Source organism: Chitinophaga hostae (genome assembly GCF_018224885.1).
Classification (GTDB): Bacteria; Bacteroidota; Bacteroidia; order Chitinophagales; family Chitinophagaceae; genus Chitinophaga; species Chitinophaga hostae.
In genome coordinates this window covers 1-24,913 of record NZ_JAGTXB010000016.1, presented here as the reverse complement: position 1 = coordinate 24,913, position 24,913 = coordinate 1, and the positions used below count along the sequence as shown (strand labels likewise).

Below are 24,913 nucleotides of genomic sequence, written 5' to 3'. Positions count from 1 at the left end.
TTAGTAAGATGAATAACGGGCTGCCAACAGCCCATAGCACCTTAAACATCAACGTATGAAAGCCGCTAACAGCACCAAAAAAAAGTTGTCGTCAGATCAACGGGAAGCATTGCTTCGCGTATTGAAGATCCGTTTTGAGAAAAATATGCAACGCCACAAAGGGCTTGATTGGGCTAAAGTCCAAGCCAGGCTGGATGATAATACTGAAAAATGCTGGTCGCTCAATGAAATGGAGGCAAGCGGGGGAGAACCGGATGTGGTTGGATATGATAAGAAGACAGGTGAATATATTTTTTACGATTGCTCTGCAGAAACCCCCAAGGGCCGCAGAAATACCTGTTACGATTACGAAGCACAGCAGGCGAGGAAGGAACACCGCCCGGAGCATAATGCCATTGATATGGCAAACGCCATCGGCATAGAGCTTTTAACAGCGGCGCAATACCAGGAGTTGCAGCAGCTGGGTGAATATGATCTTAAAACCTCGAGCTGGCTGAAAACACCGGCCGAAATCAGGGAACTTGGCGGTGCATTGTTTGGCGATCGCCGCTATGATACGGTCTTCACCTATCACAATGGCGTGCAATCCTATTACGCTGCCAGGGGCTTCCGTGGCTGGTTGAGGGTGTAGACCCGAACGCAACGGTTGTTGTTGCATTCGGGCAAAGACGACAGGATTATTTAGTATAAAGCGGACAGCGTTTTACCAGGTATTCCATGGTATTCTTGTAGGCGTCGGCAGTATTCCAGAAAGCTTTCCTGTTCTGGTTATAGATAATTTCACTTTTGTCGTTGTAAATCTTCATATCCATCGTGGTCTGGTAGTTTTGAACGCTCGTAGAAGAGCTGCTGCTATAGCCACTGGATTTTTTATCGTCGGAATTTTCCTTTTGCTTTGTCTTTTCATTGTAGGAAGTATTCCCGTAGCTGGTTTGGGTGGTGCGGTTTTGGGTGATCATACCGTCTACAATATATTCTACACCAAGCGCCTGGCATATTTCAGCCATGGTATAGTTGAGCATGGTGGCTTTGGTGATGCCCGCCTTATTGAGTAATACATTTGTAGCACGGGGACTAACAACGGTATATACGCCGGAGTGTTTACTCAACATGGCGTACAGCTCATTTTGTATTTCGTCGCTTACTTCCTGCGCCGCATTTTGACCATCTTTTACAAATGCAAATGGCAGAACAGCTACTTTGTTACGCCGTTCTTCTGCGCTCTTTTGAGGGGTCGCCGCATTATTTGCCGGGGCGCTTTGTGCAGGCGCTGCTGCATTGATCGTTTCAACCCTTCCACTGGCAAAGGTAATCTTTTGGATCTCAGATTTTTTAATATTATAAACTAGCTTTTCGCCGGTATAGGTAAACCGGATCGTGCTATCAGTGATTTCAAGTACATCCCCACTGAGTTGATCGCCATTTAATTTTAAGATAACATCGTGTTTTTTTTCTACTTGTCCGAATGAGGTCACGTAACATGCAACAGTGAACAGCAATAGGAATACTGGTTTAAGAGAAAAACGGTACAGCATAATATATGATTATTTGCGTCAAAATTACTGATTTCTATGTTCTTTTGATATGCAGGTCCTGCTGGGGAAACGGAATAGTAATATTTTCCTTTTTGAAAACAGTGAATATTTTAGCTATAAGATCGCTCTTCACCGCGAGAAACTCTTTGATATCCCTTATCCAGTAAATCAATTCTATCTCAATAGCACTGTCGCCAAACGCCTGGAAGAATACATCCGGCGCGGGGTAGTTGAGTATCCTTTCATCTGCTTTCAATATTTCGAGCAATAATATTTTAGCATGTTCTATATCCGTGTCATAGCTCACACCCACCGCCAGGTGGCATCTTCTGAAATGATTGTTCATCGTCCAGTTAGTTACCTGCCGGCTTAGCAAATCGCCATTGGGAATAACCAGGTTGGCGCCGTCTACACTTCTGGCAACGCTGCTTCTGAACCCGATTGATTTAACGGTGGCAAAGCCTCCGTTGATTTCGATGATGTCGCCGACATTCAGCGGTTTCTCAAAGGAGATAATCAGGCCGCTGACGAGGTTGTTGACCAGGCCCTGCAAACCAAGACCAGCACCTACGCTCAAGGCTCCGATAATAATGGTGAATTTGTCGAGGGGGATGCCCGCCGCGGCGCAGGCAATCAGTAATCCGGCAGTAATGATCACGATTCTGATCACCAACAGCCAGCTGCCGAAGGAAAATCTTTTACCGGTGGTACCGGTTGCATTTACCGGCTCATGTTCTGCGGAAAAATAGGATACCAGTTTGGAAAGCAGCAGGGAGCAGAATATTACAAATACGAAAACGAAAAGACTGGTAATGGAATATTTATAATCTCCAATGGTTCTTTCCATTGTCACGAAATTATTGACCGAAGCAGAGTAGATCCGCAGGTGATAAAAGTTCCTGGCAACTATCAGTATCCAGCCTACTACCAGTATAATATAGAAGATGACCGGCGTTTGTTTTCCTACCCTGTTGAAATTGAGGTAGAATAGCCGGCGGCTGGGCTGCTTGTATACACTGGAAGCCAGCGTCAGGCCTTCGTCGATAAGCCGGATCGTCCAGAGAAAAACGATGCCCATGATCAAACTTACATACCCGGCTACCATCAGGGATTTGGCCATATTAAAACGGCCAAAAAGGTTCAGCAGGGTAGAACTGACTTCGAACAACAGGACGATAGAAATAAAATACAGGATCTTTTTTTCTTTCAGTTCTGCCTTCTTTTTGGTGATGAGCACAATGGTCATGTAAATGCTGCCGGTAACAGCAATCAATAGCATGTAATACCGTTCCGGTCGGGAAGCCTGCAGGATCATGTTGTCGATGCCGGCTAAAATAAAAAGAAGGGTGGTAAACAACCAGAATCTCCGCCAGTAGGTACTGATGTGATTTTTGAAGATAATGTACAGGCTGATGGCCGTAGCCAGCCAGAGAAAGAAACTAAAAATAAAAGGAGGCGCCGCAAACAGAAACTGGAAAACAGAAAACGTAATAACGATCGAAACCGCCAGCGGATGAATGCTGACAAGATTCCTTACTTCGGGATCAGCTGCCGGCGCAGCAGCCTGCAGTTGTTTCTTCAACGATTTACAAAAGTACCACGCCCCGGACAGCAACAGCAGCATAAAGAGAATCCAGATAAGATGATCTTCTGCATAAAACCGCAGCAGGATCATTTCTTTGGCGATAGAAAACCTGGCTATATCCGGTAAGGGTCTTGAATAGGTGGGCGCCTGCCATATATAAGGAAATTCCTTTTCGAGCGATTGGCTGGCCAGGTGATTGCTGTAGATGTCAATATCTTCCCGGGTGGAGTTAATATCGAATAACAGCAGATCTGTTTTTAACTCCTGTTCTTCAATCAGCGTGGTGGCTTTATCGAGGGCGCTGTCTATGGGGGAAACTTCCATAGCGGTTACTATCATGCGTTTGGCATGTTTTATAACGTCGGCCGAGTCTTCAGGAAAAGTAAAGAGCGAAGGATCGCTGGAAAGTGAATCGATCAGGAGGTTCAGCGCAGTTACTTTAGCAGCATAGGTTTGGAGCAGCAGTTTTTTCGCGGCGATCCGTGTGCTCAGTTCATTCAGTATTGCGGCCGAAACATCGAGGTTGCGTTGTGTTTGGTTGGTGCCTTTGTTGATCAGGATACCATCCTTCACGGTTTCCAGCGAATATTTGGCGCTTGCCAGAAATTTATTGAAGGAAAGGGTATCTATGCCTCTCTTTAAAAATATTTTTGCCTGCTGGTTAACAGTGCGCATATGATCCAGGGTAATCCGTTGTTTGCTGGTAATCCTTTCTTCCGTCAACTTTTTTACACTTTCCACAGATGCTTTAATGCCGATTTTTTTCAAAGCCGTTACTGCATCCTGCTTTTGGAGAGTGCTGGTATCCGATTGTGCCGGCAATGTGCAGGACCATAGCAGGAAAAATACAGATAATAAGTTCTTCATTGGTTGTTGATATTAAAATTCAAAAGTGTGATACCCACCAAATGCTACCCGGGATTTGTTTATTAATATAAAGATTATTTTATAGAAATGCCTGCCTTTTGCTAAAATGATGCAGATATTGGCAAATTGTAAGGTATGAACATGTTATCCTTATTGGGGTGGATGGTTTGGCGGCGCCAAACCATCCGGTGAAGCCGTCATATGGAGGGAATATTTAAACTCAAGGCGCCACAGGTCTGCATCGGACATGCCTGCAAACGGTTACTAAGCTCCGAAGAAAATATTCATATTATCGCCAATAAAAGCGGTTTCAATAGTGTTTCAAACTTCAACCGTTTTTTTAAAGAGATCAAGGGAAAGACGCCCGGTGAATTCAAAAAGCACCTGGTCATGTAAAACTTATTCTTCATCTTCCAGCTGTTGGAAAACAGCCTGAACGATCCTGTCGCAGCGGGTTAAATGGAAATGATAAACATGATCTTTCATATAGTCGTTTAAGTGCTCCCTGAGCATAGCCTTGGCCCTGTTGAGCCGCACTTTTACATTACTTTCTCCTATCTCAAGCACTTCCGCTGTTTCACGAACCGACATTTCTTCTACTTCGCGTAGCACAAAAACCAGCCGGTATTTGTCTGGCAGCACGCCGATGGCGCGTTCCAATACCTGGCTTAACTCCTTGTTGGCTAAATCTCTGGCGGGGGTGTTCATGTCAATAAATTTATCTGGTGCTGGTAGATGGGTAAGGGCAGATTTATTTTTTCGCTTCAACTCGTAGCATTGGTTAAGCATAATCCTCGTTAGCCAGGTTTCCCAGGAAGCGCGATGTTCAAACTGCGAAAGATGATGATAGGCATTGAGATAAGTATTCTGCATTGCATCTTCTGTTTCTGCGCTATTTTCCAGTATAGACATCCCGATCCGGTACAGCCGTTGGTTATATCGCCTGATGAGTACGCCGAACATTGCTTTGTCACCCGCCAGTATCAGCCGGATGAGCTCTTCATTGGTAATGTGGTTGACTATTTCTTCCTGTTGTGTGGTCATATTAATTAGATGAAACAGGATGGAATTGGTTACAATTTTGTGGTAATATTTCTGCCCCTGCTTTTTTGTGCTTTTTTGTAACCTTTTTTTGACTGTCCGCTCTAACCATCATAATTAAAATAATGTATTATGGCAACAGTAAAACAACTTCAAAGCACCCTGCAGCTGACGTTTGGTATTGTACCTATCGTAGCCGGGTTGGACAAATTCACGAATCTGCTGACCCACTGGGCAGACTACCTGGGCAGTAACGCGGCTTTGATCCCGTTTGCCCCCGACACATTTATGAAAATTGTGGGTGTCATCGAAATTGTAGCCGGCGTACTGGTATTGCTGCGGCCCCGGATCGGGGCGTACGTGGTGATGGCCTGGCTGATATGTATTGCGCTGCAGTTATTGCTGACAGGCCATTATCTCGATGTGGCGGTAAGGGACCTGGTAATGGCAATAGGCGCCTACACCCTGGCGCAACTGACAAAGATAAAAGAGGAAGGTAGTATATCGTAGTGATTAAGTAGAACAGCCCGGAAAAGAAGCTGATTACCTGCTGGCCCGGGCTGTTTGTTTTTCATTTATTATAAATTAATAAATCCTTAAAATTTATAGCATGTCAGTAAACATTTGGTAAGAAAGTTTATTTTATCTGGTGATAACCTTTAAACCGGACATCATCATGCAAAAGCAAACGTTACATACCGATGTATTACTGATAGGGGCGGGCATTATGAGCGCAACGCTGGCAACATTGCTCAAACGCCTGTCACCTGCCTGGTCTATACATGTTTACGAACGGCTGGACCGGGTGGCGGGCGAAAGCTCCGATGCCTGGAATAATGCAGGTACCGGTCACTCTGCGTTATGCGAACTGAATTATACGCCTGAACGGGAAGATGGCAGTATCGATACCTCTAGGGCTATTCATATCATTGAGCAGTTTGAAGTATCCAAACAATTTTGGTCGTACCTGGTGGAACAGGGCCACCTGGGCAATCCATCCGGCTTTATAAGAAGCACGCCGCACATGAGTTTTGTGCATGGCGATAATGATGTGGCCTACCTCCGTAAACGATTTGACGCACTTCAGCAATACCGGCTTTACCAGGGTATGAAATATTCTGAAGATCCTGCGGTGCTGCAGGACTGGATTCCCCTGGTCATGGAAGGCCGGGAGCCTGCCGCGAAAACGGCGGCCACACATATGGAACTGGGCACGGATGTGAACTATGGCGCATTGACAAGAGCCCTGATCGAACAGTTGCAGGAGCAGCCCAACTTTAAGTTGCACCTGGCACACGAAGTGGAAACCCTGGAACAATTACGGGATGGCAAATGGGAAGTAAAAGTAGAAAACCGGCTGACCAACGAAACCTCTTATGTAACAGCAGATTTTGTATTTATAGGCGCCGGCGGCGGATCGCTCCAACTGTTGCAAAAATCAGGTATCCCCGAAGGCCGGCAGTATGGCGGCTTTCCCGTGGGAGGCGAATGGCTGGTCTGCAAAAAAGAAGAGATCGTAAACCGGCATCATGCAAAGGTATACGGGCAGGCATCAGTAGGCGCTCCACCCATGAGCGTTCCCCATCTCGACACCAGGATCATCGACGGACAAAAAGCTATTTTGTTCGGACCTTTTGCCACCTTCTCCACCAAATTCCTGAAGGAAGGATCTTTCCTTGATTTGTTCGAATCCATTAAATATTGGAATATCTTACCGCTGATGCGGGTGGGTCTGGAGAATTTTGGCCTGGAAAGATACCTGGTAGAACAATTAAGTTTATCATTTGAAGACAGGATAGAAGCCCTGCAGGTATTTTATCCAAATGCCAAAGGCGATGACTGGGAATTACAGGAAGCAGGCCAGCGTGTACAGGTGATCTATAATGATCCCGGAGAAGGAGGCACGTTGCGTTTCGGGACAGAAATAGTAGCCGGAAAAGATGGCAGCATCTCGGCCTTGCTGGGAGCTTCACCAGGTGCATCAACCGCGGTATCCATCATGCTGGATCTGCTTAACACCTGCTTCCCTCAACAGGTAAAAGGAGTTTGGAAAGAGAAGTTGAAGACCATGATCCCGTCATATGGCACACACCTGGAAGATGATCCGGAACTGTGTTACCAGGTAAGAACATGGACAAGTAAAACCTTACAATTAGACTGGAAACAGCCGGACGTAAAAAAGTAGTAACCTCTTCCCTTACTAAAACCATCACATTTAAGACCGACACTGAATAAGCCGCTTTGCCTTTATTTCAGCGTGGCCATATTTTCCAACACCCTGGCAATTACTTCAGCACCGGGGTCGGGAATATTTTTTAGTACCTCTTCGGGGAGGTAAGAGGAGCGGCCAAATTTTGTGCGGATAATATGTTTGGTATTATCTGCGCCCTTGCGCGCCGCTGCCGCCGCCACCGCAATAGGTGCTCCTGCTGCCAGTGCTTCGAACGCAGGTTGCAGCGCATCGATCATGGTTCTGTCGCCCACCTGCGCCCCGCCATGAGCTTTTACCGTTTGCAATCCGCTGAGCAAGGCGCCGCCCAATTCCGGCGTATGGGCGTAAGCGTTACCCGCGGCAGTGAAGAGGATGGACAACAACACACCGCTGGATCCCCCGGCCTCTCTGGCCAGCAACCGCCCCAGGGTGAGCAGCAAATGCCCGGTATTGTCGAGCGGCAGCTGGCCATTTACAGCCAGGATACGTTTGCCTGTGAGTGCAAACGTAGAGCCGGCGTCGCCATCGCCCACCTTCGCATCGAGGTCATTGATTTCTTTTTCAATAGCAACCAGTAATCTGCCTGTTTCTTCCAACAGCGTTTGTACGTATACGTTAGCCGATGGCGCAAACGGCATGGTTGCAGGCAATACCGGGGCGGCAACGGTGGCGGGTTTTTTAAATGCCTGCAGTTGCCATGCTGCAGGTGCTGCCGGCGCCAGCAACGCCCGTTTTATGGATTCGTTGAGCAACAACAGCGATACCGAAAACCCATTCATGTTAATAGACGACATCAACGCGGCCGGACCTATCATATAATCTACCTTATCTCCCAGGGATGTTTTGCAGAATGATTGTACCAGGATATTCATTTCAATAGGACTCACACTGCCCATATTGTTAAAGAGCATAGCATAGCGCCCGTTTGTATCCGGCAAACTGCCGGCCAGTTGCGTCATCGCGATGTTCATTAGCTCGTTGGCTTTGTCGTATGCAATCACCCTCAAACCGGGTTCGCCATGAATGCCTAACCCCAGCTCCACCTGCTGGTCGTTCAGGCGGGGAACGTAGGGCTGTCCCAGGTGACGGCAGGAAGTCAGCGAAAGACCGATAGATACCGTGCGGTCAATCACCGTTTGGGCAGCAGCTGTTACTTCATCCAGTGATTTTCCTTCTTCTGCCAGTTGCCCGGCTACTTTATGAACAAAGAGCGTACCTGCTACTCCCCGTTTTTTTACATCAGCGCCAAGGGCAATGTCATCATCTACGGTAACCGTTTTTACGCGGTAACCCAGGGTACGGGCCTGTTCGGCAGCAAGACCAAAATTAAGCCGGTCGCCGGTATAGTTTTTTATGATCAGGAGACAGCCTTCAGGGCCCGTTGCCGCCAGTATAGCGGATAGCACAGCATCTACGGTAGGAGAAGCAAAAACATCACCGCATACTGCGGCGGTCAGCATCCCTTTGCCTACAAAGCCTGCATGGGCCGGTTCATGCCCCGATCCGCCACCTGAAATAATCGCCACTTTTGATTTGTCCCAGTCCTTACGGATCACCACCCTGATGCCGGCAGCTGCGTCCAGCCTGGCCAGATCAGGGTTGGTGAGTAATCCGTCTATGGCTTCATTTACAATCTGATCTACTTCGTTGATAAAAAATTTCATTGCGCCAATTTTCTACAATATACCGATTGATGATTTAACCGGCGGTACTCTTTTCCATGAGCAGATCTTCAAGACGGTAGTATACCGGCAGCCCCAGTTCCTTGGCAATCCTAACATCTTCGTCGGCCCCTTTGGAAGCGCCGGCTATCCTTAGTATGGCATCACATTTTGTAATCAGCCGACCGGCTACCGGGTATAATATTTCTTCATATACGGCGTCGCCGGGCCGGGTGGATCCGCCTGCTCTTAACAGCGGCAACGCAAACCATTCACCGATCACCGGAATATGTCCTGCTCTGAATATGGGCAGGGCCACGTCTTCCAGTTTTCTTAAATTCTGTTCCATCAGTACCGGATCATCGTTGGTGCCTGAGCGGTAGGGGCCGGCAATTAATACCGTCAGCATTTGTTTTTTCATAAAATTCATTTTTTTAAATGATCGTTTATGATCGTTTTGGATCGATATTGATTAAATTAGGATTTATTTTCGACTTTCCAACACCAACGGAAAATTGGATATCTTACAGGGATATAAAACAACATTTTATGGAAGTAGGAATCGACAGCTTTGCCGCCACCGGCGCCGGGGATACCCGGTTGGATGCAAAGGATAATATGAATGAAATGGCCAACCTCCTGGCGAGGATAGAAGCTGCAGACCAGGCAGGTCTGCACGTATTTGGCATCGGGGAACACCACCGGAAAGAGTTCCTGGACTCGGCGCCTGCCGTGATACTGGCAGCAGCTGCAGCCCGCACTAAACAGATCCGGTTAACCAGCGCGGTAACAGTGCTCAGCGCGGCTGATCCCGTACGCGTATTCCAGAACTTTGCCACACTGGATATTATTTCCCGGGGCAGGGCGGAAGTAGTGGTAGGACGTGGATCATTTATAGAAGCATACCCGCTCTTTGGTTATAAGCTGGAAGACTATGACGCACTGTTTATAGAAAAGCTCGACCTGTTTTTGCAGATAAGGGCGCAGGAAGTGGTGCAGTGGAAAGGGAAGTTCCGTCCTGCGCTGAATAACGTGGCTATTTATCCGCGGCCCGTACAGGATCCGTTACCTGTTTGGCTCGGAGTAGGCGGTACGCCGCAGTCTTTCGTCAGGGCCGGTACATTGGGGCTGCCCCTCATGGTAGCGATCATAGGGGGTGAAACCCATCGTTTCCGGCCGCTGGTAGACCTGTACCGCGAAGCCGGGGAGAAGGCAGGCCATGCCCCTGAAAAGCTCAGGGTAGGGCTGCATTCACTGGGTTATGTAGCCGAAACCAGGGAGCAGGCAATGGAAGATTATTACCCCGGCTATGCAGCAACGTTTACTAAAATAGGCAGGGAGCGCGGATGGCCTCCTGTTACCAGGCCCCAGTTTGATGCGCAGGCAGGGCCCCGTGGAGCATTACTGGTGGGCGATCCGCAGGAAGTGGCTGAGAAAATACGCCGTCACAGCGAGTCGCTGGGAGGTATTGCCAGGGTTACCTTCCAGATGGATAATGCAGGGCTTTCCCATGAAAAATTATTGAAGTCTATAGACCTTATTGGTAAATACATCGTGCCGGCGCTGCAATAGCGACCGGCCCTTTTTAGAAAATGTGGTAATTTGATTGATCCTAAAATTGAACAGCACCATGACAGACATCACCCAAATGGCCGTTGAAGTATTCGACAGATGCGCCGCCCAATACCAGGATAAGTTTATGGATATTAGCCTGTATAAAGATTCCTTCGATCTTTTTTGCAGTAATGTCAGGCCCGGTGCAGCCATCCTGGAAATCGCCTGTGGTCCCGGCAACATTACAAAGTACCTCCTGGAAAAGCGCCCCGACTTTCAGCTCCTGGGCATTGACCTGTCGCCCAATATGCTCCGGTTGGCAGCGCTCAATAATCCTGCCGCCGCTTTCCGGCTGATGGATGCCAAAGATATTGGCAGCATCGGGAAAATGTATGACGCGATCATGTGTGGCTTTTGCTTACCTTATCTCTCAAAAGAAGAACTAAACAAATTAATAGCCGATGCCTGCAGTATACTTACTGCAAACGGAATATTTTATATGAGTACCATGGAAGATCATTACAGCAAATCAGGCTTGCAGCAAACAGCCGCCGGTAATCAGCTCTACATGTATTACTATGAAGCAGCCGATTTAACCGCAATGCTCGCAGCACATCATTTCCACGTTATTGCAATGGATCGCAAAGTATACCCGGGGCCGGATGGCACCACCATCACCGACCTCTGGATCATCGCCGGCAAATAGTTTTTTTGTTAACTTACTATAGTATTTTGCTAAAATTTTATAAGGAAATATTGATAAGTATATTTAATATTGCTATCATTACTCCAAGTGTACCAACCTGTCGTGGTATCTGTCAACCAAATTTTTAATGCATTATGGCGTTAAAGCGTATTGATAATGAACGTGAAATACTGGAGCTCGTCGCTGGTGGCTGCCAACATGCATTCTCGGAGCTTTTTCATGGTTATTTAAATCAGGCTGGCCGGATTGTGTTTACCATTATCGGTTCCCGGGAACTAACCGAAGAGATCCTGCAGGACCTGTTTGTAAAACTCTGGAAAGACAGGGAGAAGCTGACCGATATCAAAGATTTTAATGCCTACTTTTTTATTCTCCTGCGTAATCATACCCTCAATTACCTGACCACCATGGTGGCAAACAGGAAAAAAGAGGAACAGTATACCCGTTTCGAATTGATGCGGCAGGAGCAGGGCGACGAACAACCCGACAAGCGCCTGGAAGTATTCGATAAAGCGATAGACGCACTGCCTTTGCAACAAAAAACGGTATTCCTGCTCCGCGCACAAGGATACCGAAACCCCGAAATAGCCACCCGTATGAATCTGTCCACGGATTCGGTAAAAAAATACAACCAACTCGCAATCAAATCTATCCACCGCTTTATAAAAGTGCGTGTAACCGTTCTCTTTACTTTGGCGACCCTCCATTTTCTTAAATAAAATTTTTTTTCAGCGCATATCTCCTTTTTTACCCCCTCCACTGTCTTTATATATAGAAGCACTTTTTAAGTCGCCAGATGATGCAACTGCCAAACCGGTTAAATGATTTAATGAACAAAGCCATTGATGGCACCATCGCTCCCGAAGAGCGGCAGGAGTTGTTTGCACTTTTGTCAACGCCGGAAGCGAGGCCATTATATGATGACCTGTTTGAGCAACTGGCGGAGCAATCTGTTGAGGGTAAAGATATTTTTTCGCCGCAGGAAGCGGCTGGTTTGCTCCGGCAAATTAATGAAGAAATCAGGGTACAAAGCCCGGTTGTTAGCCCCAAAATATTCAGATGGAAGCCCGTAATAACCTGGGCTGCCGCCTGTATGCTGTTATTGGTATCGCTGCTTTCCTATCGTTTTTTTATTCTCCGCGAACGGGAAACGTCGCAGGGAACAATAGCGAAGGCAATGCCTGCCACCAGGCCGTCAGCAAGCATCATGCTTACGTTGGCCGATGGCCGGCAAGTGGCCCTGGACAGCGCAAAGAAAGGGGAAACATTCGAACAAAAAGGATCCAGTGCAGTGAACAATGAAAAAGGTATGCTTAGTTATTCGGCGCCCGCTGAAGAACCTGCGGGGAAAGCCGACATTGTTTTTAATACCCTTACCATACCGAGGGGGAAACAATATAAAGTGGTATTGCCGGACGGAAGCCAGGTTTGGCTGAATGCCGCCTCCTCCCTTCATTATCCAACCCGTTTTCCTGACGGAGAAAGAAAAGTGGAACTATCAGGAGAAGCTTACTTTGACATTGTAAAAGATGACCGTAAACCGTTTACAGTAGTAGCGGGAAAACAAACCATTGCTGTACTTGGCACTGCCTTTAACGTAAAGGCATATACGGATGAGCCCTATATTAAAACTACGTTGATTGAAGGACGCATAAAACTGGCATCACCGGACGGAAACAACACCAGTATTTTAAAACCGGGGGAACAAGCCATACTGGATGGAAACAGGCTGCAGGTAAAAGCTGTGGATACCCGGGAAGATGTAGCATGGAAATCCGATCTGTTTTATTTTTCCAATACCGATCTGCGCGATGTCGGCTACCAGCTGCAACGCTGGTATGATATTGAAGTAGATTTTTCAACGCTTCCGGCAGAGAAGCTTTATGGCCAGCTACCGCGCAGCACACCACTGCCGCAGCTTTTGAAAGTAATTGAGAAAACAACCAATATAAAATTAAAACTGAGCAACAACCGGCTATATGTAGAGCAATAGTACCGGAATTTATCAACCAGATCATTTCACACTAGTAAAAACTACACTTATGAGTATTAAGTATGGCCATCGTCTGGGCCATTGGAAGCGCTATGTCTGCTGCATAACGCTTACGGTCTTCCATTACCTGGCAACATCTGCTATCGGCTTCTCACAACAGGTAACGCTGCGTGTAAGCGATGCAAAGTTGGAGCAGGTGCTCGAGTCCATCAGAACCCAGACGGGGTACTCCTTTATCTTTGATGCCCGCTATGCTAAAAGCGCAAAACCGGTGACCGTTAACCTGAAAGACGAACCGCTGGAAACCGCATTGCCGCAGGTATTCAAAGGACAACCCTTTACCTATGAAGTGAACGACAAAATTGTAACTGTACTGGCATCCGCTAAAACAAATGCAGCGGTAGTTACTTTGTCCGGAAGAATCGTCAGCCCGGATAACCAGGCCATCATCGGTGCTACCATCATTGTGCAGGGATCCCGCCAGGGCGCTACCGCAGATGAGAACGGAAGGTTCACCCTTACGGGTGTACCGGAAGACGCCAACATTCTCATCACTTCCATCGGTTTTAATTCACTGATGCTCCATTTAAATAATGGTGTATTAACTGTGGCAGCCCGGGAGTTTAAAAACCAACTGGTCAGAAATACCTTACAGAACATCCTGGTAACGCTGCAGCCTTCTGCTTCACAACTCCAGGAAGTAAATGTAACCGTAGGGTATGGTACCCAGAAAAGAAGGGAAACCACCGCGGCGATATCCTCCATTAAAGCTTCACAACTGCAGAATAAACCAGCCGCCTCTATCGAAGGATTACTCCAGGGATTGGCGCCCGGGCTGGTAGTACAGAATAATTCCGGTATGCCGGGAGCCCGCAGCATGGTGCAGATCAGAGGGCTGGCCTCCTTTTCCAACTCCGCCAACTCTAACGTGGTGAGCACACCCTTGTTCATCATCGACGGCGTACCGCTGGAACAGGATGTATTCAATCCTTCCGATCCGCGCCAGGCCATTACCAGCGTACTGGCCGGGTTCAGTCCCTTCGACCTGGAATCTGTGGATGTATTGAAAGATGCATCCGCTACGGCTATCTATGGTTCAAGAGGCGCCAACGGCGTTATCATCATCAACACCAAACGAGGCAAAATAGGAAAACCAATCGTTACTTTAAATACACAATATGGATTGAGTTATTACCCATCATTACGTAAAACGCTTGGCGGTAAAGCGGAGCGCGATTTTAAAATTGATCTATATAACCAGTATAAGTCTTCCAAAGTAGGCGGCGGTTATACCGATATGCCTATTGAACTGAGCGACAGTTTGAATAGTTTTTATAACAACTCCACCGACTGGCAAAAACTGTACTTCCGTGATGCAGACCTGAAGAATGTCAACCTCGGTATCAGCGGCGCTACGGAAACTGCCAGCTATCGCCTGGGCGTGGATTATTATAACGAAAAAGGTATTGTACTCGGTTCCGGGTTTACCAGGTTTTCACTAACCTACAACGGCGTTTTTAAACCTACTTCCAAACTGACCATCACCGGCCGCGCAAATTTAAGCCAGACGGATGCCAGCCAGAAAAGAGGCGACACCTACAATGCTGCGGTAGTTGGTAACAATTTCTCATCCTCCTTTCGTCCGGGACCCAACAGCGGTTTCTATGATGCCTTCCTGGCTTCCTACAGCAAAGGCGTAAGCACAGACCTGACAAGAAGAGCCCTGGCCCAGCTGGAACTCAGCTACGATCTTACTCCGTATCTGAACCTCACATCCAGGGCATCTGGCAACTATGAGTTTTATCGTACCCGCACCTTCGAACCATCTGCTACCAGGACAGATCAAAAAGCGGCGGCTTCCTATTACTCACAGGAAAAGGTGAACCTGTTAAGTGAAACCTTTCTTCGTTTATACCACACATTTGCTTCCAAACACTCTTTCGACCTGGTGTTAGGTAATACGATCAACACCAGCGAAAACAACAGCATCTTCGGTGGCGCATATGGCGGCCCCAGTGATGCACAACAGGTGATCCTCGGGTATCCGCAGGCCAACCTCCAGCTGGAAACACATAACATCAAGTACGGTCTGTTATCTTACTACTCAAGGTTGTCGTACAACTTCAATAAAAAATACCTGCTCCAGGGTGTGGTACGCGCAGACGGATCTTCCAAATTTGGTAAAGACAATCAATGGGGTTACTTCCCGTCGCTGTCTGCCGGATGGGTATTCACCGAAGAAAAATTTATCCATAATCACATTGGCAGCTGGCTGAACTTCGGTAAGATCCGCGCAAGTACAGGTAAATCCGGTACGCAGTACGAAGACAACTACCTCGCTGTGGGTGCTTATCAGACCAAAAGCGGCGATAATGCTACCTATAACGGCATACCCCTGCTGGCCCCGAATTATGCCGGCGGCAATGGTATGGCTTTACCTAACCTCACCTGGCAAACCACAAAAGATCAGGGTGTGGGACTAGACCTCGAATTTTTTAACAGCCGCCTGACCATGGCGCTGGACTACTATAATAAAAACACCGATGGCTTCCTGTTCCCGGATGCACTCAATGGCACCAGCGGGTATACTTCCCGCTACATTAACAGCGGCGCGGTGCGCAATCACGGCTACGAAGCCGCCATTACCGGCTACATTACCAAACCAGGTAAAAACTTTCAATACTCCGTTACATTTATCGGCGCCATCAACCGTAATGAACTCACCAGGCTGCCCGATTTTGGCAGAAGCGTTTCCAGGGGTGGTTATGCAGTAGGACAGCCATACCTGCAGATAGGCCGTCCGCTGAACGGCTTTTACCTGATGAAATATCTCGGCGTATATCCAACAGACGAATCTGTTCCGGTAAATAAATACACCGGTAAGCGTCTTTACCCCAATACCAGCGGGTTTACATCCCAGGACCCATACAGGGCCGGTGATATTATGCTGCTGGATGTAAACGGTGATGGCCGCATTGGTGTAATCGATAATACCGACAGGGTGTACTCCGGAGATCCCAATCCTAAATTTACAGGAAGTATTTCCCACTCCTTTAGCTACCGCTTTAAAAACAACGCGGCACTGCAGTTGGATATGTTTTTCAACTATTCTATTGGGAATAAGGTGATGAATAAGGTATTGGCTGACCGTATCAAAGGCGTAAGCTGGACCGCCAGTGAAAACGTGAATTATCCCGGCGGACAAAGAAACCTGCTGGATGTATCTGACCTGGATTTCTGGACACCTACACATACCAACGCCAAATATCCTGTGCTCAATCCATGGAGATACTATGGCACTTCCAGCTATGATTTTATCGGTAACTACGAAACCAATACAGATCTCTTCCTGGAAAGCGGCAGCTTCATAAGGTTAAATAACGTGAACCTGAGCTACGATTTTTCACCGGCAGGACTCAACCGCTACAACATCAGGAGACTCCGGGTGTATGCGGGTATGAGTAACGTATTTATTCTTACCAAATACACCGGTGTAGATCCCGAAAATGTGGACTCTTATGGTTATGACCTGGGTAATGGGTATCCCATTCCCTATAAATTTAACTGCGGCTTTAACTTTGAATTCTAAGATTATGAAGATAATAACTGAATGGAAATACAAAATGTGCCTGCTGCTGGTATGCATCGCATTGTTATTTTCCTGCAAAAAAATACTGGATCCTGAAATTATTGAATTGCCTACTGCGGATAATGCGTTTTCCACATCTGCCGATATAGAAAAAGGATTGGCGGCCGCCTATTCTTACCTGCGTGCAGTAGTGCCGGATAAAGTGTTCCTGATGGGAGATGTTCGTGCAGACGTGTTTTCCAGCTATTCCCAGAGTTCCAACGTTCGCCCTGAAACGCCTATCGCTACCAATACGGCGTCAGCTCTGATCAACAACGGGGGAGGTAACTGGAACCAGTTTTACACGGTCATCGCGCAGTGCAACCTGGTACTCGAAAAAATTCCATCTATCCCCAATTACGATGAAACACTCAAAAAACGCCATATCGGCGAAGCCAGTTTCATCAGGGCGCTCACCTACTTTTACCTGGTGCGTTTCTGGGGTGATGTACCGATGAACTTAAAGAGCGTAAATATTGATAACCTGTCAAGAGCCCCGCAGGAAGATGTTTTTAAACAGATCAGAGCGGATCTGGATGTGGCTATTGCAGACCTGCAGTTTGACTACGGTGATGGCGATAAGGCGGTAAGAGCCACCAAAGGAGCGGCATGGGCTATTAAAGCGCATGTGCTGGGATGGTTGCAGGATTACGCAGGATGTGAAAAATTGTGTGATAGTGTGATCACCAAGGGACCGTACAGTCTTGTTACAGATACTTTAAACCTCATCAGCATCTTCGTGGGTAAATCTAATGAAGGCATCTTTGAATTAAATTTTGATGCCAACCTGAGAGAAGTGCAGCGGAACCGCGTTTTTAACAGGACGCTGGGCCGCCCCTGGTATAAAGACCAGTCAGATGGTGGTGGCGGTACGGACAAGTTTATACTTTGCCCCAGCAGACCACAGCTCAACAATATGTTCCCGCCAAGCGCAGTGGATGCCCGCCTGTTTACCTGGTTTGTACGCGAAACCTATCTCAAAGGCGTAAACGATGACCGTATTTTCCTGGGAAAATACAGGACGCTGCAGCTGAAAGGAGATACTGCTTCACAGAATATCAACGAATCAAATATCATTATTACCCGCTTGGCAGACATCATGCTGTTAAGAGCAGAAGCACTCGCCAGCACCTCTGTAGGCAGGGCAGGAGAAGCTGCTGTATTACTGAATAAAGTAAGAGCGCGCGCATTTGCCACCCCTTATGCCGGCGGCGGAAATATTCAGGATACCATTTTGCTCGAACGCAGAAAAGAACTGATCGGGGAAGGACAATACTTCTTTGACCTGGTAAGAACACGAAAGCTGGACAAAGATTCAAAAATTACAGCGGCCGACTGGTACCAGAAAGGCGCATATCTGCTGCCAATAGATCAGGGTATTATCGCGAAAAGCAATTTTTTGATCACTCAGAATGAATACTGGAAATAACTTATTGTATGAAGAAAAATATTTCACTGAAGAAAACAGCGCTCCTGGCAGCAGTTGGTATGCTGATATTTTCAGCATGCCGGAAAGATAACTATTACATGGATGGTGGTCTGTCTAAACAATCAGAGGAAGAAAAAAGAATGACGGTATATGATTTCCTGAAGAGCAGACCAAATCATATGTTCGATTCCCTGGTTAAGATCATTGACCTCACGAACGCCAAAGCCGCTGTCAATACCGCTAACATCACTTTTTTTGCAGCGCCCAATAATGCGGTGCTGCGTTTGCAGATGAATTATAATCCGGACGACAGGCAAACGCCAAAGCCGTTGGCCGATATCGGAAAAGATACCCTGGCAGCTTTGCTTGGCCGGTTTATAGTTCCCAATGCTAAAGTAGACCTGGAAACAGCGGTGAAGGATAAACAGCGATATTACTTTGCTGCCAACAAGGACAGTCTGCAAATTAGCGGTGTTGACGGAGGTACCAGCGCCAGCAGTTCATTACAAACATCTGCCTATAGAATCGTATATACACATTTAAAAATACCCGGTGTAGATACAATTGCATATTCTGCCAGCATTCAAACACATAACCTTATTACTGCCAATGCTATTGTGCATGTACTAACCAACGGATCCAGCTTTGCGGCAGGTTTGAAACAAAAATATAACAGATAGTCTAAATCATTTTACCATGAAAAAATCATTGACCATAAAATGGATGTCATGGCTGTCCCTGACGCTGTTTATGTTTTCGTGTAAGAAAGACAGTGCGGATGGCTTTTTAAGTCCTGCGCTCAAATATACCAACCCCTCTATTAAAATAGCAGTGGGGGCTTCCCTCATCCAGTCGGGTGCAGTGGTAACCGATGAATCCACCAAGCCATTGGAATTTACCATCGACGCGATACATTATGAAGATGGGAAAATTGCTGATAAGCTGATGAACTATAAGGTAGATACCTATTTCTGGCAGGCGGAATATACGTCGAAGGAAAAAACAGTGGAGGAGCTTAACAAGAAACGTACAAAAGTGAATCGCCCCGCGGTTGACATCAACCCGGAGAATGGAAACATCCTGATTTACCCGGAAGCTACTGATACCACTATATTTACCAAAGGAAAGTATATCATCGACGTAAGGGTAAAAAACAGCGGGGGAGAAAGACTGCTGAAAGGAGCCCTGACCATTGATGTAAGTTATGCCCTGCCATATACCTACAGGCTTTCAGGCTTGGATGGCAACATCACCGGCCTGGACGTTACCTTTGACCGGCAGGTAAACACCGGTAACAAAATCCTGGTATATGTGCTGAAAAAAGATGGTTCGCCGGTAGACCCGAAAACGCTGCTGGGATATGATTATTCCAGTACGCCCGGCGTTACGGATCTGAAAGACTGGCATAACCTCGGACTGAATAATCCTACAAAATATACCGAATTCCCGGATCACCTGGAACTGGAAATAGCGGGCTTCCCGCTACCCTTTGTTTCCGGGCAGGTGCTGAGAATTGATATGTATAATAACGGGGATATTAACGGGGACTATTTCAACTATTGGTTCGATATGTCGATACTCAAGGAGGGAGTCTGGAAAGTGACCATCAAACTGAAGTATAATTAGCAGCCGGATCGGCTATACATAAAGCATCTCAGGAAAGAGGGCATTTCATTCATGAAGTGCCCTCCTTTGTGTATTACGGACACTTTGTTTAAAGTTATTACCCATATTTCCCCAAAAAGGTTGTACTTTGGTTGTCACAACCGTATCGAGAGTCAATATCTATCCGTATCCGTATCTGAGAAACATGAACCTAATTGTAACTGTCAGAAGCAATATTATTGCTTTGTTTTTTACGTGTATGCTATCCTGTTGCCTTATGGCTTTTACCGCCGGTGCACAGGTGAAAGCTGATTTTACGGCCAGCAATACCAGTGATTGCGGGCTGCTGGTCACTACTTTTACTGATCATTCCACAGGTAATCCTGTATCATGGAAATGGGACCTGGGCAATGGTTTTACTTCTACCGAACAAAATCCAAATGCTTCTTATGTCACCGCAGGCAGTTACACCATAAAACTTACCGTAACGGACGCTGCCGGTGGAACCAATACTATTACAAAGACCAACTACATCAATGTATGGAGCAAGCCTAATGTGAAATTCAGCGCTACCCCGCCCAGTGGCTGCGCACCTTTTACAACCACCCTTACGGATAAATCGGACCCGGTAAGTGGCACTATGGCTAAAGCTGCATGGGATTTCGGGGATGGTTTTGATGGCAGCGGCAGCAGCATTACCCACACTTTTAACAGGCCCGGAGCTTATGCGGTAACGTTAACCGTTACTAACAGTCATGGCTGCACGAATTTCCTGCGGCTGGAAAAAGCAGTGGAAGCGCTGGAGGCGATTAAAGCCGATTTCACTATTGCCAGTAAAACACTCTGCCAGGCGCCGGCAGATGTTGTTTTTACCAATACATCTACCGGCAGCGGTAACCTCAGCTATCTATGGGAGTTTGATGATGGTTCCACTTCCACAGCAAAAGATCCCGGCAAACATACGTTTACCACACCCGGTAAACACAGGATCACACTCACCGTGAGTAATGACCTGGGTTGCTCCGGAACGAAAACGGTCAGCGACATTAATGTGGCCAATTTCAGCACAGGCATGGAGGTGCCGCCACTGAGCTGCGCTGGCGTTCCTCACAAATTTGCAGCCGTTACTACGAGTACCAAACCGGATAAATATACCTGGGAAATCAACGGGCAGCCTTTTGGCGGAAACGATGCAGCTATTGCTTATACACCTGCTGCTGCAGGTCCGCTCACCGTAAAGCTGACGGCTACCTATGGAAGCTGTACGCAGGTGGTGGAAAAACAGCTGACAGTAAACGTTTCACCAACAGCCGCTATCAGCAGTAACAATAAACCCGTTTGCGCGCTGCCCGCTGCTATTAATTATAACAGCAACTCCTCTGGCGCTATCAGCTGGCAATGGAATTTCGGTGATCAGCAAACTTCTACGGAACAAAATCCAGCACATAGCTATACCGCTGCCGGCACTTATAAGGTTACCATGGTAGCTACCAACGCCGCCGGCTGTATTGCCGTAGGCAAGGCCGATGTTCCCATAGTGCAAACAATTATTACTGCCACTGCACGCGGCGCCAGCGGATGTGAAGGAATTGCCCCCGGCTTTGTGGCTACCAGCAACAGCAGCGATCTGATCGCCACCTATAGCTGGGATTTCGGAGATGGCACTGCTAAATCAACGCAGGCCAGTCCTACGCATACCTATCCCAAAGAAGGACGGTACCCGGTTACACTTACCTATACTACTGTCAGCGGCTGCAAAGGCACGGTAAAATGCCAGCAGGATGTAACAGTGTACCGCAAACCCACAGTAGATTTTTCTTCACCGGATATCCCGAAAGTTTGCGGTAATACCACGGTAAGTTTCAAAGACCTGTCGGACGTTGGCGATAGATGGGAGTGGGATTTCGGTGATCATACCACCAGCCAGGATAACAGCCCTGCGCCCAAACACAGCTACAGCGCCCCGGCTATATATGATATTACCCTGAAGGTATGGAACGGTACCTGTAGTAATGTGCTTACTAAAAAGCAATACATAGAAGCAACCGATCCTTTCCCGCGTTTCAGCGTGGCCAATGCAGATTGTAACAACCGGCTGAAGGTCACATTTATGGAAAACTCTACCAAGGTGAAATCCTGGAAATGGGAGTGGGGCGACGGTAAAGATACGGCTTACACCACCCGGAGCGCCACCCTTACGCATGTGTATCCTAAAACAGGAAAATACAAGGTAAGCCTCACCGTTTCCGATGGCAGCTGTACTACCAATTTAGTCAGGATAGTGGAGGTAATTGCCGCTTCACCCGTGGTAATTACGGCAGATAAAAATACCTTGTGCAGCAGCGATACTGTTGTTACAAAAATAAGTAAGTACAATCCGGACATTTACGGCGCCAGCAGCTACTCCTGGCAGGCTAACGGCAACGCCTGGCCGGACAGCACGCTCACCAGCTACCGTTTTACCAACCTGGCTCCCGGTAAACAGGCTTTACAACTGGTGGCCACTAACAATGTTGGCTGCGCCGACAGCAGCAACGTGGTAAACGTGGCGGTACGCGGCCCCTTAGCCGGTTTTAATATTCCGGCAAATGCACAGTGCCGCGGCACGGTAGTAACCCTCACAGATGCCACTGACCTGACGTATAGCAGCGGCGTGGCAAAATGGGAGTGGGACTTCGGCGATGGTACACCATCGCAAACCTTCACTGCAAAACCATTTACACATACCTATGATACCGCCGGAAGTTTCAAACCGGTATTAAAGGTCACGGATAAAGACGGATGCGCGAACGTGTACTCCGGCAAAACCCTGCAGGTAAATGGTCCCAACGCAGATTTCATTGCCGATAAATACGTGGTGAAACCTGGCAGCAACGTAACTTTTACCAATAAGTCTACTGATATTGGCGGTACCATAGCAACCGTACGCTGGGACTTTGGTAATGGTACGGCTTCTTCAAACCCGGCTAACGCCGTTGTTAATTACGCTGCATTGGGCTTATATACGGTGCAATTACAGATTACGGACAACAATGGCTGTAAAGACACCGCTAAAAAGGAGATCAAGGTGACCAAAACCGGCGCCGCATTCAGCTATACTTCGTCCTTCGTGGATGGCAGCAATTGTGCGCCGATGTTGTTCCGCTTTACCAATAAGTCCTTCAACTATATCAGTTCTTCCTGGGACTTTGGCGACGGAAGTACCTCAGACCAGACCAACCCCGTACACACCTACACGTTATCCGGTCAGTATAAAGTGACCTTAAAAGTAAAAGGAAGTGACGGCACGGAAGACCAGGTAGAAGAAATCATTTCTGTAACCGGGCCTTTTGCTGCAATAACACCTAACACGCAGGGAGGCTGCCAGGAACAGGAGGTAGTATTTAATATTAGCGCTGCAAAAGCGGCCACATTCAGCTGGGACTTTACGGATGGTATTGTGCAGGAAACCAAAGATCCGGTGATCACACATACATTTAAAACACCGGGAATATACAACCCGCGTTTATTGCTGACCGATAACCTGGGTTGCCGGGGAGTGGCCTTCCTCAAAGATCCTATCATTATAGATAAACTGGAGGTAAAAATGAATCCGTCTGCCACACAGTTATGCGGTGAAGGCGATGTTACCTTTGCCCCGGAATTCACCAGCTATTCTATGAGCCGGGGAATGCCGGCTACCTATAAATGGACTTATGATCCCTCCGTAATAGCCACAGGAACTAATACGGCTAAACCTAAATTCCACGTCACTAAACCAGGCACCTACGAGTTTACATTAACGACTACAACGGCCTATAATTGTGAAAAAACAGTATCATCCACCGTGGTGGTGCTGCCTGTGGCGCCGGCAACGATCAGCGGTCCGGATAAAGCCTGTAAGGATGTGCCGGTAGCTTTTAGCGGAAGCACATCCGGCAGCGACGTGGTTTCCTGGAAATGGAACTTTGGCAGCCAGGGCACCGATAATAAACAGCAACCAGCCGAACAGGCGTTTACCACACCGGGTATGGTAGATGTAACGCTTGCAGTAACCAACAGGGAAGGTTGTACAGATACGGCACATCATCCCATTAATATCCTGCCTTTGCCCGATACAAAGGCTACCGCCCTCAGTGATTTTGTATGTTTGCATAATACCACTGTATTGCAGGCCAGTGGCGGTGTTAAATATGAATGGACACCGGTCGGAGGACTTAACAATCCTTCTGCTGCCAGTCCGCAGGCTACCCCGACGACTACTACTACCTACCAGGTAAAGGTGACCGATAACAACGGCTGCATTAACACCGGCGACGTCAACATCAGGGTGGTACAACCCTTCACTATTAGCGCTACACCCGACACCGGGCTTTGTATAAATGATAAACTGCCGCTGTGGGTAACAGGAACGGACAGCTATGTATGGGATGGCCCCGGGCTGGATAATACAAACATTGCCAGGCCAACCGCTACATTGACAAATGCAGGCAATTACACTTACAAGGTTACCGGGTATGATAAGGATGGATGTTTTTCTGATAATGCCAGCCTGCAGGTGCAGGTAAATCCACTGCCAACAGTGCAGCTGGGCGCCGATTTGCAGGCCATGGCCAGTGTGCCGGTATCGCTTGGCGCAGCTGTCAGCAATGATGTGATACGCTGGAACTGGTCGCCGGTGGAATACCTGGATTGCAGTACCTGTCCGTCTGTAAAAGCAATTCCTAACCTCACCACCCGTTATGTGCTGGAGGTAGAGAACCGCTTCGGCTGCAAAGCCAGCGATGATGTTATTATTCATGTTACCTGCAACCAGGGTGCAGTATTTATGCCCAATGCCTTTACACCCAATGGCGACGGACAAAATGAGTATTGTTATCCCAAAGGCAGGGGCGTGAAAGAAATTGAATACCTGAGAATATATGATCGCTGGGGTACGCTGGTGTTTGAAAATCTGCACTTCCCTGTCAATGCACCGGTATCCGGCTGGGATGGAAAAAACAGGGGCAAAGTAGCGCCTATTGGCACTTACATCTATTCTCTCAAAACGATTTGCGAAAGCGGGGAAAGCTTTGAATTTAAAGGAACGATTACATTGATCAGATAGCCGAAAAAAGC

At 47.5% G+C, this 24,913-nt stretch carries 18 protein-coding genes; 13 read left to right on the top strand and 5 right to left on the bottom strand.

The window, feature by feature from the left end; genetic code table 11:
• Window positions 1–55 precede the first annotated feature (55 nt).
• Window positions 56–631: a DUF4256 domain-containing protein gene (locus KE626_RS25080; protein WP_211975763.1), complete on the top strand. Its 576-nt coding sequence runs from the start codon at window positions 56–58 to the stop codon at window positions 629–631.
• 46 nt (window positions 632–677) lie between these two features.
• Here KE626_RS25080 and KE626_RS25075 read toward each other — a convergent pair whose 3' ends face one another.
• Together KE626_RS25075 and KE626_RS25070 are read right to left on the bottom strand one after the other, a co-directional pair.
• Window positions 678–1,535, bottom strand: a complete 858-nt coding sequence (locus KE626_RS25075; RefSeq protein ID WP_211975762.1) for a hypothetical protein — start codon at window positions 1,533–1,535, stop codon at window positions 678–680.
• A gap of 34 nt (window positions 1,536–1,569) precedes the next feature.
• A complete protein-coding gene (locus tag KE626_RS25070) occupies window positions 1,570–3,987 on the bottom strand; it encodes a mechanosensitive ion channel family protein (protein WP_211975761.1) in 2,418 nt (805 codons plus the stop codon).
• Window positions 3,988–4,188: 201 nt separating this feature from the next.
• Between KE626_RS25070 and KE626_RS25065 the strand changes: the two genes are divergently transcribed.
• Window positions 4,189–4,383 (top strand): helix-turn-helix domain-containing protein, encoded by a 195-nt coding sequence (locus tag KE626_RS25065; RefSeq protein ID WP_211975760.1) that lies wholly within the window; start codon window positions 4,189–4,191, stop codon window positions 4,381–4,383.
• A 3-nt stretch (window positions 4,384–4,386) separates the two neighbouring features.
• Here KE626_RS25065 and KE626_RS25060 read toward each other — a convergent pair whose 3' ends face one another.
• Window positions 4,387–5,031: an RNA polymerase sigma factor gene (locus KE626_RS25060; protein ID WP_211975759.1), complete on the bottom strand. Its 645-nt coding sequence runs from the start codon at window positions 5,029–5,031 to the stop codon at window positions 4,387–4,389.
• A 129-nt stretch (window positions 5,032–5,160) separates the two neighbouring features.
• Between KE626_RS25060 and KE626_RS25055 the strand changes: the two genes are divergently transcribed.
• Window positions 5,161–5,538: a hypothetical protein gene (locus KE626_RS25055; protein ID WP_211975758.1), complete on the top strand. Its 378-nt coding sequence runs from the start codon at window positions 5,161–5,163 to the stop codon at window positions 5,536–5,538.
• Window positions 5,539–5,704: 166 nt separating this feature from the next.
• On the top strand, window positions 5,705–7,213 hold the full coding sequence (gene mqo / locus KE626_RS25050; RefSeq protein ID WP_249207683.1) for a malate dehydrogenase (quinone): 1,509 nt from the start codon (window positions 5,705–5,707) through the stop codon (window positions 7,211–7,213).
• A 62-nt stretch (window positions 7,214–7,275) separates the two neighbouring features.
• Here the strand turns inward: mqo and KE626_RS25045 are convergent, their stop codons facing one another.
• Window positions 7,276–8,904 carry a dihydroxyacetone kinase subunit DhaK gene (locus tag KE626_RS25045; protein WP_211975757.1) on the bottom strand — a complete coding sequence of 543 codons (1,629 nt, stop codon included), beginning with the start codon at window positions 8,902–8,904 and terminating at the stop codon, window positions 7,276–7,278.
• Between the two features lie 34 nt (window positions 8,905–8,938).
• On the bottom strand, window positions 8,939–9,322 hold the full coding sequence (locus tag KE626_RS25040; RefSeq protein ID WP_211975756.1) for a hypothetical protein: 384 nt from the start codon (window positions 9,320–9,322) through the stop codon (window positions 8,939–8,941).
• A gap of 128 nt (window positions 9,323–9,450) precedes the next feature.
• Between KE626_RS25040 and KE626_RS25035 the strand changes: the two genes are divergently transcribed.
• From KE626_RS25035 to KE626_RS34935, 9 genes are all read left to right on the top strand, one after another.
• Window positions 9,451–10,473 carry an Atu2307/SP_0267 family LLM class monooxygenase gene (locus KE626_RS25035; RefSeq protein ID WP_211975755.1) on the top strand — a complete coding sequence of 341 codons (1,023 nt, stop codon included), beginning with the start codon at window positions 9,451–9,453 and terminating at the stop codon, window positions 10,471–10,473.
• A gap of 58 nt (window positions 10,474–10,531) precedes the next feature.
• The gene (locus tag KE626_RS25030; RefSeq protein WP_211975754.1) at window positions 10,532–11,161 is read left to right on the top strand and encodes a class I SAM-dependent methyltransferase; all 630 of its coding nucleotides are present in this window, start codon (window positions 10,532–10,534) and stop codon (window positions 11,159–11,161) included.
• A gap of 134 nt (window positions 11,162–11,295) precedes the next feature.
• Window positions 11,296–11,880, top strand: a complete 585-nt coding sequence (locus KE626_RS25025) for a sigma-70 family RNA polymerase sigma factor (RefSeq protein ID WP_211975753.1) — start codon at window positions 11,296–11,298, stop codon at window positions 11,878–11,880.
• 110 nt (window positions 11,881–11,990) lie between these two features.
• Window positions 11,991–13,154, top strand: coding sequence for a FecR family protein (locus KE626_RS25020; RefSeq protein WP_211975752.1), 1,164 nt, complete (start codon window positions 11,991–11,993; stop codon window positions 13,152–13,154).
• Window positions 13,155–13,203: 49 nt separating this feature from the next.
• A complete protein-coding gene (locus KE626_RS25015; protein ID WP_211975751.1) occupies window positions 13,204–16,743 on the top strand; it encodes a SusC/RagA family TonB-linked outer membrane protein in 3,540 nt (1,179 codons plus the stop codon).
• 4 nt (window positions 16,744–16,747) lie between these two features.
• Window positions 16,748–18,211: a RagB/SusD family nutrient uptake outer membrane protein gene (locus KE626_RS25010; protein ID WP_211975750.1), complete on the top strand. Its 1,464-nt coding sequence runs from the start codon at window positions 16,748–16,750 to the stop codon at window positions 18,209–18,211.
• A gap of 8 nt (window positions 18,212–18,219) precedes the next feature.
• Window positions 18,220–18,891 (top strand): fasciclin domain-containing protein, encoded by a 672-nt coding sequence (locus KE626_RS25005; RefSeq protein ID WP_211975749.1) that lies wholly within the window; start codon window positions 18,220–18,222, stop codon window positions 18,889–18,891.
• Window positions 18,892–18,907: 16 nt separating this feature from the next.
• Window positions 18,908–19,837, top strand: a complete 930-nt coding sequence (locus tag KE626_RS25000; RefSeq protein WP_211975748.1) for a DUF5007 domain-containing protein — start codon at window positions 18,908–18,910, stop codon at window positions 19,835–19,837.
• A gap of 256 nt (window positions 19,838–20,093) precedes the next feature.
• Window positions 20,094–24,902 carry a PKD domain-containing protein gene (locus KE626_RS34935; RefSeq protein WP_211975747.1) on the top strand — a complete coding sequence of 1,603 codons (4,809 nt, stop codon included), beginning with the start codon at window positions 20,094–20,096 and terminating at the stop codon, window positions 24,900–24,902.
• Window positions 24,903–24,913 lie beyond the last annotated feature (11 nt).